Origin of the sequence: Allomuricauda sp. TY007 (genome assembly GCF_010468565.1) — a bacterium.
In the GTDB taxonomy this organism is placed as follows: domain Bacteria; phylum Bacteroidota; class Bacteroidia; order Flavobacteriales; family Flavobacteriaceae; genus Flagellimonas.
Genome location: NZ_WUEG01000008.1, coordinates 150656 through 164059, shown reverse-complemented (window position 1 = coordinate 164059; position 13404 = coordinate 150656). Strand labels below are relative to the sequence as shown.

The 13404-nt window shown below is 41.8% G+C and carries 10 protein-coding genes; 3 read left to right on the top strand and 7 right to left on the bottom strand.

Annotation, left to right across the window (positions count from 1 at the left end; translation table 11 throughout):
- The first annotated feature begins 11 nt into the window (after positions 1-11).
- Positions 12-1091 carry a mannose-1-phosphate guanylyltransferase gene (locus tag GO009_RS10685; RefSeq protein ID WP_163626229.1) on the top strand — a complete coding sequence of 360 codons (1080 nt, stop codon included), beginning with the start codon at positions 12-14 and terminating at the stop codon, positions 1089-1091.
- 6 nt (positions 1092-1097) lie between these two features.
- Complete coding sequence (locus GO009_RS10680) at positions 1098-2555, top strand: DUF389 domain-containing protein (RefSeq protein ID WP_163626187.1); 1458 nt, start codon at positions 1098-1100, stop codon at positions 2553-2555.
- A 330-nt stretch (positions 2556-2885) separates the two neighbouring features.
- Here GO009_RS10680 and GO009_RS10675 read toward each other — a convergent pair whose 3' ends face one another.
- Both GO009_RS10675 and GO009_RS10670 read right to left on the bottom strand, forming a co-directional pair.
- Positions 2886-3653, bottom strand: a complete 768-nt coding sequence (locus GO009_RS10675; RefSeq protein WP_163626186.1) for an ABC transporter ATP-binding protein — start codon at positions 3651-3653, stop codon at positions 2886-2888.
- The gene (locus GO009_RS10670; protein WP_163626185.1) at positions 3653-4390 is read right to left on the bottom strand and encodes an ABC transporter permease; all 738 of its coding nucleotides are present in this window, start codon (positions 4388-4390) and stop codon (positions 3653-3655) included. Before GO009_RS10670 ends, GO009_RS10675 begins: the two co-directional genes overlap by 1 nt.
- 117 nt (positions 4391-4507) lie before the next feature.
- Here GO009_RS10670 and pafA point away from each other — a divergent pair, with 117 nt between their 5' ends.
- Entirely contained in the window at positions 4508-6178 is a 1671-nt protein-coding gene (gene pafA, locus GO009_RS10665; protein ID WP_163626184.1) for an alkaline phosphatase PafA, read from the top strand.
- 32 nt (positions 6179-6210) lie between these two features.
- Here pafA and GO009_RS10660 read toward each other — a convergent pair whose 3' ends face one another.
- From GO009_RS10660 to gcvP, 5 genes are all read right to left on the bottom strand, one after another.
- On the bottom strand, positions 6211-6960 hold the full coding sequence (locus GO009_RS10660; RefSeq protein ID WP_163626183.1) for a hypothetical protein: 750 nt from the start codon (positions 6958-6960) through the stop codon (positions 6211-6213).
- A 145-nt stretch (positions 6961-7105) separates the two neighbouring features.
- Positions 7106-7951 carry a glycosyltransferase family 2 protein gene (locus GO009_RS10655; protein ID WP_163626182.1) on the bottom strand — a complete coding sequence of 282 codons (846 nt, stop codon included), beginning with the start codon at positions 7949-7951 and terminating at the stop codon, positions 7106-7108.
- Positions 7952-8621: 670 nt separating this feature from the next.
- A complete protein-coding gene (locus GO009_RS10650; RefSeq protein WP_163626181.1) occupies positions 8622-9161 on the bottom strand; it encodes a class I SAM-dependent methyltransferase in 540 nt (179 codons plus the stop codon).
- 88 nt (positions 9162-9249) lie between these two features.
- Positions 9250-10308 (bottom strand): 3-oxoacyl-ACP synthase III family protein, encoded by a 1059-nt coding sequence (locus GO009_RS10645; RefSeq protein WP_163626180.1) that lies wholly within the window; start codon positions 10306-10308, stop codon positions 9250-9252.
- 167 nt (positions 10309-10475) lie between these two features.
- Positions 10476-13328, bottom strand: a complete 2853-nt coding sequence (gene gcvP, locus GO009_RS10640; protein WP_163626228.1) for an aminomethyl-transferring glycine dehydrogenase — start codon at positions 13326-13328, stop codon at positions 10476-10478.
- Positions 13329-13404 lie beyond the last annotated feature (76 nt).

Here is a 13404-nt window from a genome sequence, read left to right as displayed (position 1 = left end):
AAAATAAAAAAATGAACAAGAATTATTACGCAGTTTTAATGGCAGGGGGAGTTGGTTCCCGATTTTGGCCCGTGAGTACATCATCCAACCCCAAACAGTTTCACGATATGTTGGGGACGGGCAAAACCTTGATTCAAAAAACCTTTGATCGCTTAAACAGGTTTATCCCCACCGAAAACATTTTGATTTTGACCAATGAACGATACAATGATTTGGTTTTGGAGCAATTACCAAAGGTAAAGCAGGACCAGGTCGTTTTGGAACCTGCCATGCGAAACACGGCTCCCTGTATTTTGTATGCCTCCTTAAAGATCCAAAAAATGAACCCCAATGCGGTAATGATCGTGGCACCCAGTGACCATTGGATAGAGGATGAAGCTGCCTTTGAAAAAGACGTCGTAACTTGTTTTGATAAATGCGAAAAGGAAAATGCACTTTGCACCTTGGGCATAAAACCAACATTTCCCAACACTGGTTTTGGTTATATAGAATTTGAAAAAGAGAGTGACGAAAACCTTAAGAAGGTGTCTCAGTTTAGGGAAAAACCGGATTATGAAACTGCAAAGGAATTTTTGGCGCAGGGCAACTTTTTATGGAATGCGGGTATTTTTATGTGGAGCGTGGAAACCATTGTTGAAGCTTTCAAAAAGTATCAGCCAAGTCAATATGAATTGTTCGGCAAAGGTATTTCCAGTTATAATACCGAAGATGAAAGAGCCTTTATCCAAGAAAATTATGCCAAAGCAGAAAACATATCCATTGATTATGCTATCTTGGAACAATCCAAATCCATCTACACCTTGCCCGCAGCTTTTGATTGGAACGATCTAGGTACTTGGGGAGCACTGTACGATAAATTGGACAAGGACGAAGAAGAAAACGCCGTGGTCAATGCCAAAGTGCTCTTGGAAAATGCCAAAGGCAATATGATTCGTTCACCAAAAGGAAAAATTGTAGTGGTGGACGGTCTGGAAGATTATATTATTGTGGATAAAGAAGAGGTACTTTTGATTTATCCCAAGGACAAACAACAGGATATTAAAAAAGTATTGAACCGAGTAAAAGATAAATTTGGGGACCAGTTTGCATAATAATAGATGAGTGAAGATCAAAAAAAAGATAGGGAAACATCTCCAGCTCAGGACAGCGGAGATGAAGTAAAAAAGGACTTTAAGGGACTTTTGGGGAGTATGCGGAAGTTTCTTTCGGACTTGTTGGAAATTCGTTCCAATACCGACCCAGCCGCTACCAAAGAATCCATTATTGCAGATATTCCTTTCAAGGGGCACACCTCTTGGATTTTGATATGTTCTATTTTTATTGCTTCCGTTGGATTAAATGCCAACTCGACCGCTGTGGTGATCGGAGCCATGTTAATTTCCCCGCTAATGGGCCCTATTTTGGGAATGGGGATGTCCTTGGCCATAAATGATATTGATACGTTGCGACGATCGCTCAAAAATTTTGCCGTTATGGTGGTTTTGAGTGTTATCACTGCTTTTTTGTTCTTCTACCTTTTCCCACTTCGTGATGAATCGTCCGAACTTTTGGCACGGACCAAACCGGATATTCGGGATGTGCTGATTGCGTTTTTTGGAGGGCTTGCCCTTGTGATTGCACGGGCCAAAAAAGGCACCATTGCCAGTGTTATCTTTGGTGTGGCCATTGCAACCGCTTTGATGCCGCCTCTTTGTACAGTAGGGTTTGGACTGGCCATTGGTAAACCCTGGTATGCGGCGGGAGCCATGTACTTATTTACCATCAATACCATTTTTATTGGTCTGGCCACCTTTTTGGTCATCAAGTTTTTGCGGTTTCCCATGGTGCGCTACGCCAATTCGCAGCGCAGGAGACTAATTGCCCGCTTGGCTTCCATTACAGGAATTTTGGTGATGATACCTGCAGGATTCACCTTTTATAAGGTATTCCAAGAATCACTTTTTATGAAGCAGGCACAAAGCTTTTTACAAGATACCGTGGAAGTGTACCAGTTTGAGGGTGCTGGAAGATATGTGGATAACCTTACCAAATTGGAATATGTGGATGATGGAACCTCAATGATAGAGGTTGTGTTCATGGGAGATGAATCGGTTCCTGAAAATGTGGTCAATACATGGCGAACCCAAAAAAATGAATATAACCGACTTAAAAATGCCGAGCTACATATAATTCAGGGAGGACAAGATGATTCAGAGGAAAAGTTCAATTACGTAAGTGAATTGTACGAGAAGAACAAGGCCGAATTGCTGAACAAGGATGAGCAAATCAGAATGCTAGAAGAGGAATTGACCACTTTGACCAAAAATATAGGAAAACAGGTGCCTTTCAAAGATATTAGTGCAGAGGCCAAAGCTAATTACGAAAATATTGAAGCACTTGGTTTTTCCTATCAGGTGCGTACCGATTTTAAAAAAATGGACACGGTTCCAGTTTTTGAGGTGGATTGGAAAGATGAGGTAAGTTCTGGACAAAAAGAGACGGACACTAAAAAAATGCTCGCTTGGTTAAAATTGAGGCTTCAGGATACAACCCTTGTAATTAAGGAAGTGGAGTAGTTTTTATTTAGAAGTCGGATGTCGGATGTCGGATGCTCGAAGCACGAAGGCAGTTGGCAGTAACTCAATAACTTCGTAACTCCTAACTCCTAACTCGGTTCTTGGTTCTTGGTTCTCTTCTCTTTGTTCTATTTTCCTTTTGACACAAATTTCCCGAATCATCACGAATTTTTCTGTTCTTGAACTTGATGCTTGAGTTTGAACTTGTTGGAAGTCAGCAATAACTCCTGTTTTTGATTTTTGAAAATTGACCATTGAACTTGAGCTTCTCGAAAGATAGTTAAAGCATTATCACAAATTCCAATAGCCCAATAACCTAAGAACAAAGCATCAATTCCGTTCTTCAATATACATTTGTCGAACTTTTTTAAAGAGTTCCGAGGAGTAGACAAAATCGGTTACCGCTTCATTGTCGGTTTTAAAGATTTCCATGTTTGTGCCTTCCCATTCTTTATGCCCGTTTTTTAAGAAGATTATTTTTTCCCCGATTTCCATCACGGAGTTCATATCGTGGGTATTGATTACCGTGGTTATGTCGTATTCCTGAGTGATTTCTTGGATAAGGTTATCAATCAAAATAGCTGTTTTGGGATCAAGCCCGGAGTTGGGTTCGTCGCAGAACAAATATTTGGGATTCATTACAATGGCCCGTGCAATGGCCACTCTTTTTTGCATTCCCCCAGAAATTTCTGCGGGTAACCTTTTGTGGGCATCTACCAAGTTAACACGCTTTAGAACAAAGTCTACCCTATCCTGTTTTTCGGATAGTGATTGGTTGGTGAACATATCCAAGGGGAACATCACGTTGCCTTCCACTGTCATAGAATCAAAAAGGGCGCTTCCTTGGAAAACCATACCCATTTCTTGCCTTAGATTCCTTTTCTCTTTTGCCGAAAGTTCGGAATAACATTGACCATTGTAATAAATGTTACCTTCATCAGGCTCAAAAAGTCCCAATAGACATTTAAGGAATACTGTTTTTCCCGAACCACTCTGTCCAATGATCAGGTTGGTCTTGCCTTTATCAAAACGTGTGGAAATTCCTTTTAGAACATGGTTGTCCCCAAAAGATTTATGTATGTTCTCTACTTCGATCATTAGCCTAATAACAATTGTGTTAAAATGTAATTCACAATAATAATAACAACACTCGTCCAAACAAAGGATGTGGTGCTGGCCTTTCCTACATCCAAAGCACCGCCGGTCATGTAAAAACCATGGAAAGAGGGAACAGTGGCAATCACAAAGGCAAAAACTACCGATTTTATTAGCGCATAGGTTACATGGTACGAATCAAAATCCATTTGTAGTCCCTGAATAAAATCGCCACTCGGAGCAAAACCTCCAAATACAGCTGCTACCCATCCTCCCAAAATACCAACGAACATTGAAATTGCAACCGCAAAGGGATACAACATGGTGGCCACAATCTTAGGAAAAACCAGATAGTTCAAAGAGTTTATTCCCATTACTTCGAGGGCATCAATTTGTTCGGTAACCCTCATGGTGCCTATACTGGATGTAATGTACGAGCCTACTTTTCCCGCCATTATAATGGAGGTAAAGGTGGGTGCAAATTCCAATATAACGGATTGCCTTGCTGCAAATCCAATAAGACTTTTGGGTAAAAGGGGGTTGGTTAGGTTCAGGGCAGTTTGTATGGTAACAACTCCACCTATAAAAAAGGAGATGAATATAATGATGCCCATGGCGCCATAGATAAGCTCATCAATTTCCTTGAAGATCAAGGTTTTCATAATGCGCCACTTGGTAGGTTTTTTAAATACTTCCCAAATCATGATGAAGTATTTCCCGATCGCTTCTAGGTATTTCATGCGTTTTTTTGGACTTGAGTTGATAAAAATAAGAATATTGTGCAGCTTTTAACCTTCATTTAAATTTTTAAACGACAGAAATCAATAGTTTTGCTCTTATTTGATTAAATCCATACCATGAAAAAGACCAACCTTATAGTTTCCATCTTAGCATTGTGCATCATCAGTATTTCATACGGACAACGAAGAAAAAAGAACGATGCTGAAGTACAGCCCAAACCCATTGCCCAAACACCAAAATTGGTCGTAGGTATTGTAGTGGATCAAATGCGGTACGATTACCTTACCCGTTTTTGGAACCAATATGGAGAAGGAGGGTTTAAAAGATTGGTGAACGAGGGTTTTAATTGTAAAAACAACCATTTTAACTATGCTCCAACTAGCACGGGGCCCGGTCATGCATCGGTTTATACCGGTACAACACCTTCCATGCACGGTATTATTGGCAATGATTGGTTCGATAAGGAGTCTGGGCAAGACGTGTATTGTGCAGGGGATGATAGTTACACATCCGTAGGAACTACCTCCGATGCAGGGCAAATGTCCCCCCACAGGATGCTTACAACCACCATTACCGATCAGTTGCGCTTGCACACTCAAAAAAGAGGAAAGGTAATTGGCGTGGCACTAAAAGATAGAGGCGCTATTTTACCTGCGGGTCACGCAGCCAATGCAGCCTATTGGTTTGAAGGTGGGGCAACGGGAAACTGGATTACCAGTTCCTACTACATGGAAACCTTACCGCAATGGGTGACCGATTTCAACAATTCAGACGCGGTTGAAGCCTATAAAAAACCTTGGAAGACCCTAAAACCCATTGAAACTTATGTGGAAAGTGGTTTGGATGCCAATAATTATGAAGGTTTGCAAAAAGGGGAGACAAGTAACACCTTCCCGCACGATATACCCAACTTGTGGGATGCCAACGGTCAGTTTGGTCTGTTGCGTGCTACGCCGTACGGAAACAGCATTACCGCAGATTTTGCCTTGGCTGCTTTGGAAGGCGAGGATTTAGGGGCCGATACCATTACAGACTTCTTGGCCATTAGTTTTTCCAGTACCGATTATGTGGGGCATTTTTATGGAGTTAATTCCAAAGAAGTGGAAGATACCTACATAAGGTTGGATCAAGATTTGGCCCGAATTTTTTCAACTTTGGATGAAAAAGTAGGTAAAGATGAGTATACCGTTTTCTTGACTGCCGACCATGCTGCCATTAATGTGCCTTCTTATTTGATGGATTCCAAGATTCCAGCAGGTTATTTGGATATGAAGGGTACGCAAACAAAGTTTGCCGAATTTCTTCAGTATAAATATGGGACAACGGATGTGGTGCGTGACCTTTCCAATTACCAATTGTTTTTGGACCATAAGATTTTGACCAATTTGGATATAGACCTTGATGATGCCCAAGAAGATATTGCCAAAGAACTATTGTCCTACGAAGGAATAGGTCAAGTGTACACGGCCCATCAAATGTGGACAAACGAGTATTTGGAAGGCATACCTTACATATTGCAGAACGGTTATAACCAAAAGCGTTCGGGCGATGTGCTTATTGTGCCAAATGTGGGGTACATTTCGTACAGCAGAACAGGTTCCACTCATGGTTCAGCTCAAATATATGACACTCATGTGCCTTTATTGCTTTACGGAAAAGGTATTAAGCAGGGTAGTACGGTAAACCGTACCGAAATACCCGATATTGCCCCCACCATAGCAGCGTTGCTTGGTATTGCGTTCCCAAGTGGAACTACGGGACAGCCAATTGGGGAGGTTTTGGAGTGAGTTTGTGATTTATAAATTTTGTAAACGGGTTACTATAGTTGATGGGGGAATCCAATTTCATCCAGATCGGATTTTAAACTTTCATGATCTTGGTATTCAGGGTTTAGTTTTTGGACAAATTCTTTTGTAATTGCTTCCCCATTGACAACCTTTTCTATGGTTTCCATGTCTAAATCTTTTTCAATAAATTGACCCAGAGTATTTTTAACCGTAACAGGGTTCCCATCAAAATCGCGGAGAAAAAAATCCGAACCATCTTCCAGATCGGAAACATCTTCGTCAAGTTCGATTTTGGAAGCTGAAATACACCCTTTTTGCCACTTTTTATCCGTTTTGGTCTGCCAAACACAAAATGATGTTTGGTCAATCACAGGTTCTTCCATCAATTTTTCAATCTCTTCGGGCAAGTTGACCGCATCATAGTAAATTTCCCAAACGGGTGTGGGTTTGAACTTTTTTAGCATCCACCATTTATATTTTTTCCTTTCGAGTTCTTCCTTTGCCAAGTGGGCTTTTTCAAAACGGGCGATAAGGTCACACTCATAATAGAATCCGACAATACAGGTTCCCTGCTTGCCAAAAACAATAGCCATGTCCGTACCCGCTGGATCCAAACGGTAATTAAAAAGTTCCATGGTTTCGCCATGATCTTTGTTGTAACTGCTGTTTCGTATTGTTCGGTCGGGTACAAGAATAGCTTCCAAAGCTGCATAAGCTTTGCATATTCTTTTTAAGTCAACTGGGTTGGGGATAAGATGTAGGTTTTGGGTAGATGGATCCATACGTTATAGTATTGTTTGATTTATGAATGGATTTACTTTATGCAAATTCTTTTGCTCCAGCAAAATACCAGTTTCGTACATAGCAAAGCCTTGTTAATTGACGAATGCCCATTTTCAATTGACGGATGAAGAATTACAAGTGGTTTTATAGGATTTTGGACCAAACTCCCTTCCAACGATAGCTTCTGATAAACTTTCCCTCTTTTTTGGAGACATATTTTGCTTGCCGTTGGAAGAAAGCTTTGAGGTAGCCCCATATTGCTTGGAAGTATAATTTGGGACTTTTGGCCTGCCAAGCCATTTTTAATGCGGCAATTTTGGTGAGGATAATCCCGTAACGCATCTTGTACATGGCAACACCCTTTGCTTGATAATTTTTGGTACTGTACCCATGTCCAGTTGGGCGGAGGTGTTTTACTTGGAGTTCCGGGAGTGTCAGGGTATTAAAATCGTGGTATTTGGCCAAAAGGGTATCCACGGTGTCCCAGCCTACACCTGGGCGTAATCCGCCAATTTTATTAAAACAAGCTTTATGATAGAGTTTTATAGGACCTCGGATGTGATTTTTGTCCGCGATATTTTCATAGATCCACTCGTCGCCTTTTTTGATGTACAACAGTCCAGAGCACATTCCCAGTTTCCAATTGGCTTGAAATTGATTGACGATAAGTTCAAAATAATTGTGGGGCAGGATAATGTCCGCATCAAACTTGCCGATAAGGTCGTGTTCCGAAGCTCGTTCCAATCCAAAATTGAAGGTGTCCACCACTTTTTTGCCGGGAATATGTTCATCGGTAGAATTACGCTGTACCACATTTACCCAATCGTACTTTTGTGCATAGCTTTTTGCAATTGCATATGTATCATCAGAAGAATTATCATCCACCACAATAATTTCATTGGGCAAGTAAGTTTGGGCCACAAAAGAATCCAAACAGTCTTTTAAATAAGAAGCTTCATTATGTGCTGGAATAACAATACTGATGCGCATGTGCTAAAATTCCAAAAAACAAATCACAAATCCCAAATTAGTTTTATGTTTAGGAGATTGGAGTTAGTATGCAGTTCGCAGTAATTCCAATTTTTGATTTTTGGAATTTGACACTTGAGTTTTGGCTTACACTTGGGTTTGATGTACGATGCTCGATGTCAGAAGTAACTAAATAACTCATTAACCCAATAATTTAGTCGGATACACTTGAGTTTGAACTTGGTTCTTGCACTTGAACTTGTCAGAAGTCAGATGTCCGAAGCACGATGCACGAAGTTTTGTGCCTTGATTCTCTGCTCTTGTTTTTCTTCTCTCTTTTGACACGAATTACACCAATTGCTTGAAACTCTTGTTAAATGTCGTTTTGATTTGCCATGTTGAACCCTTCGGTTACGGTCAGGATAAACTAAAGTCGAAACGTCGGAAGTCAGTCAGTTGCCAGTGGCGGTGTGCTGTACCCAATAACTTGTAAATTGCTAACTCATGACTCATAACTCTGAACTTGAGCCTTTGCTCTTGTTTCTCTTCTCTATGTTTTTGCACTTGTACTTGGGTTTGATGTACGATGCTCGATGTCAGAAGTAACTAAATAACTCAGTAACCCAATAACTTAGTTAGATGCACTTGATGCTTGAACTTGATACTTGAACTTCATTCACCTTTTGCCCCTTTACCCTTCGCCTTTTGATGGCACACGTTCAGCATAAACAATGTAATACCTATTTGTAAAATACCGTAGAATAGGGCGTAATCCAATTTTTTTGACTGGGTTTGTCCATTTAGCAGAATCTTTGATAGTCCATCCTGCCTTTTCCAAGAGCCAATCAAATTGCCAATCCTCGAACTCGTGATAGTGCCGGTCCCATGGGTCGGTTTTGCTTCGGTAAGCTGGGGAGAACCACAATCGCATGGGGATGCTTGCTACCAATTTATTCGCTTTTACCTCCTTTAGTACATTCAATGGAGCGACTAAATGCTCAAAAATCTCGAAGGCGGTCACTACATCGGCATCAGATTGGGCAACACTTTGAAAATCCAGGTCCAAATCCTCGCCAGAGGTATTCTTTACTTGATATCCGTTGGATTTCATGATTTCTGAAAATGGATTTTCAACTCCAAGGTCCAAGATGGACTCCGAAGGGTCGATATGTTTTTTGAGGAACGCTAAGGTATGTTTATAACGTTTGTTGGGAAAGTTGTTTTCGTACATGGGCTAAAATTCCAAAAAACAAACCACAAATCCCAAATTAGTTTTTATGTTATTGGGTTGTTCAGTTATTGAGTTTGTTTTTTCTACATCAACACTGGTAAACAATCGCATTAACGTTCATTCCGGCTCCGACACTCGCAAAAATTACAACGTCTCCTTTTTTTACTTCATGTTCGGGCAGTTTTCCTTTAAGAACCATATTGTAAAGGGTAGGCACAGTGGCAACAGAACTGTTTCCCAAATCCTGTATGCTCATGGGCATAATGTTCTTGGGAACTGTCTTGCCGTAGATTTTATAAAACCGTTTGATGATAGCCTCATCCATTTTTTCGTTGGCCTGATGTATAAAAATCTTTTTAACGTCGTCAATATTGACTCCGCTGTCATCAAGGCAGGAAGCCATGGCCTTGGGTACATTGATGCAGGCAAACTCGTAGATTTTTCGCCCCTGCATTTTTATGTACCGCGTCTCTTGGGGTTCCGCAGGGCTGTTGGATTTATCAAAATACAGATAATACGCTTCTTCATTGGCGTAGGTTACTGAAGCATGGGACAATATTTCACCATTGGCTGTGTTGGCTTCGAGTATGGCAGCCCCTGCGCCGTCGGAAAAAATCATACTGTCACGATCATGAGGATCTACAACTCTGGAGAGGGTTTCTCCTCCAATGACCAAACATTTTTTGGCCATCCCACTTTTAATAAATGCATTTGCTTGAATTATACCCTCAATCCAACCCGGGCAACCAAAAATAAGGTCGTAGGCCACACATTTTGGATTTTTGATGCGCAACAAATGCTTCACGCGGGTTGCTAGACTTGGTAAAGTGTCCCCTTGGATTTTTCCTGGGGTGAGATCTCCGAAATTATGGGCAAATATGATGTAGTCGAGTTCCTCCTTATCGACCTTGGCACTGGCAATCGCTTCCTCGGCCGCCAAAAACCCAATGTCCGATGTTTTAAGGTCGGGCCTCGCATATCTTCGGTTGGCTATGCCCGTTATGGCTTCAAACTTTTCAATGATCACATTGTTCTGTTGTTCAAAGGACGATCCATCGGTTTCCATGAACTTATGATTCAAAAAATCTTCGTTTTTGGTAATTATGGAAGGTATGTAACTTCCAGTACCTGTTATGCCGATTTTCATATTGTGTGGAGGTTTTGGTCAATACAATTTAAGGTATTGGGCTGTTAATATTATGCATGCATAGTAAATTATACAATGTTCAAAAGGTAACTTATATATTGCAGGATGCGAAAAAAGCCCTGATCTAATTCTAGAATCAAGGCTTTTCTCAATGTTTATAGTGGGTTTTAGGCTTCTGCGTAATCTTCTATGGGTGCACAGGAGCACATTAAATTACGATCCCCAAACGCTTCATCCGTTCTTCGGATAGTTGGCCAAAATTTGTTCTCGGCCACATAAGGTAATGGGAAAGCCGCTTTTTCCCTGCTATACGGGTGTTCCCATGAGTCGCTGGTGAGCATTGCCAAGGTGTGTGGTGCGTTTTTCAGCACATTGTCCGTTTCATCCACTGAAGCTTCGTCAATTTCCTCTCGAATTGATAATAATGCATCGCAAAAACGATCAAGTTCCGCTCGGCTCTCACTTTCTGTGGGCTCTATCATCAAAGTTCCAGCAACGGGGAAGGATACCGTAGGTGCGTGGAATCCGTAATCGATAAGGCGTTTGGCAATATCGGTCACTTCTATGCCATTTGCTTTAAAAGGTCTACAGTCAACGATCATTTCGTGGGCCGCACGTCCTCGTTCGCCAGCGTAGAGTACATCAAACTTACCTTTTAAGCGGTCTTTGATGTAATTGGCATTCAGAATAGCACCTTTGGTTGCGTTAGTAAGTCCTTCCGCTCCCAACATTTTGATGTATCCGTAGGAAATCAAACATACCAGGGAGCTCCCCCAAGGTGCCGAAGAGATGGCTGTTATGGCATTTTCTCCTCCTGTTGGAATCACTGGGTTCGTGGGTAAGAACGGTTTTAATTGCTCTGCAACACAAATAGGACCTACGCCCGGGCCTCCACCTCCGTGTGGGATGGCAAAGGTCTTGTGCAGGTTCAAGTGGCAAACATCGGCTCCAATGGTCGCAGGATTAGTCAACCCTACTTGGGCATTCATATTGGCACCGTCCATGTAGACCTGTCCACCGTTATCATGAATCAATTTTGTGATTTGTTTGATGGATGATTCAAAAACACCATGGGTAGAGGGATATGTGACCATCAATGCGGCAAGGTTTTCCGCATGTTTTTCTGCTTTTTCTTGCAAATCGGTCAAATCAATATTTCCTTTTTCGTCAGTTTTGGTCACAACGACTTTCATGCCAGCCATCACTGCCGAGGCTGGATTGGTGCCGTGTGCCGAAGCTGGAATCAAACAAATGTCCCGGTGTTCTTCGCCTCTGGATTCATGGTAGGCTCGGATGACCATCAAACCGGCATATTCTCCTTGAGCACCTGAGTTGGGCTGTAGAGAAGTGGCGGAAAACCCAGTTATTACGTTCAATTGCTCTTCAAGGGATTTTAGTACTTCTTGGTAACCTTCGGCTTGGTCCAAAGGAACAAATGGGTGGATGTTGCCCCATTCGCCCCAGCTCAATGGCAACATTTCGGAAGCTGCGTTCAATTTCATGGTGCAACTTCCCAAAGAAATCATGGAGTGGTTCAACGCCAAATCCTTACGTTCCAATTTTTTGATGTAGCGCATCAGTTCGGTCTCGGAATGATAGGAATTGAACACAGGATGCTCCATAAATGGAGATTGTCGTTGAAGCGAAGCTGGAATTACTTCATCTAAATCCATTCCTTCGATGGATTTTTCATCCAGATTATGTGACTCCACAAAGCAGGATACCAATGTGTTTACATCTGCTTCGGAAACAGCTTCGTTCAAGGAAATGGATACGGTGGTATCATCAATGTAAAATAGATTGATGCTTTTACTTTCCATTACCTCCTTAAGTCGACCTGTGTTTTTAACCTTAACCTTAATGGTGTCAAAGTAAGCATTGTTCAATTGTTCAAACCCGTGGGCTTCCAATGCTTTTGCCAACTTTTTGGTGTTGTTGTGTACTTTGTTGGCAATATATTTTAAGCCTTCCGGTCCGTGATAAACGGCGTACATTCCAGCCATGACCGCTAATAATACTTGGGCAGTGCATATATTGGAAGTTGCCTTGGCTCTTTTTATGTGTTGCTCCCTAGTTTGAAGCGCCATACGTAAAGCAGGGTTGCCATCGGTATCTCGGGTAATTCCGATAATCCTACCCGGGATATTTCTTTTATATGCTTCTTTGGTTGCAAAGTATGCAGCATGAGGGCCACCGTAACCTAATGGGATTCCAAAACGCTGTGTTGTTCCCACCACGGCATCCACGCCCCACTCACCTGGAGGGGTTAACATCACCAAGCTCAAAATATCGGCAGCAACCGCCACTTTTATGTCCTTTTCCTTGGCTTTTTCCACAAAGGATTCGTAGTCATTGACTTGACCGTATTTTCCTGGGTATTGCAACAACGCACCATAATATTCATCGGAAAAATCAAAATCTTCATGATTGCCCACAACCAATTCTATACCTAAAGGTATAGCGCGTGTTTTCAGCAAGCTCAGGGTTTGGGGAAGTATTTCTTCAGAAGCGAAGAACTTTACAACATTTTCCTTTTTCTGCTCTCGGCTTCGCAGTTCGAACAGCATACTCATGGCCTCGGCTGCAGCGGTACTTTCATCCAAAAGTGACGCATTTGCGATTTCCATGCCAGTAAGGTCGCTTAACATGGTCTGGAAGTTCAAGAGGGCTTCCAATCTACCTTGTGCAATCTCTGCTTGGTAGGGGGTGTAGGCGGTATACCAGCCCGGGTTTTCCAAAATGTTTCTTTTGATGACCGATGGCGTTAGGGATTCATGATATCCCAATCCGATGTAGGTTTTGAAAACCTTGTTCTTCTTGGCCAGTTCGTTCAGGTGGCTCAGGAACTCGTGTTCACTGATTCCTTCCGGAAGGTCCAATGGTTTTTTTAATTTGATGTCATCGGGAATGGTCTCATAAATGAGCTGTTCCATACTTTCCACCCCAATGGTCTCGAGCATGTGGGGTAAGTCTCTCTCTGTGATGCCAATGTGTCTGGCGGCAAAAACCTCTGTGTTCATGTTCAATCCAATAAAGTGCACAAAATTAGGGATTAATTCGATGAAAATGGTCAATTTTGAAGGTCTCTGAACCAAA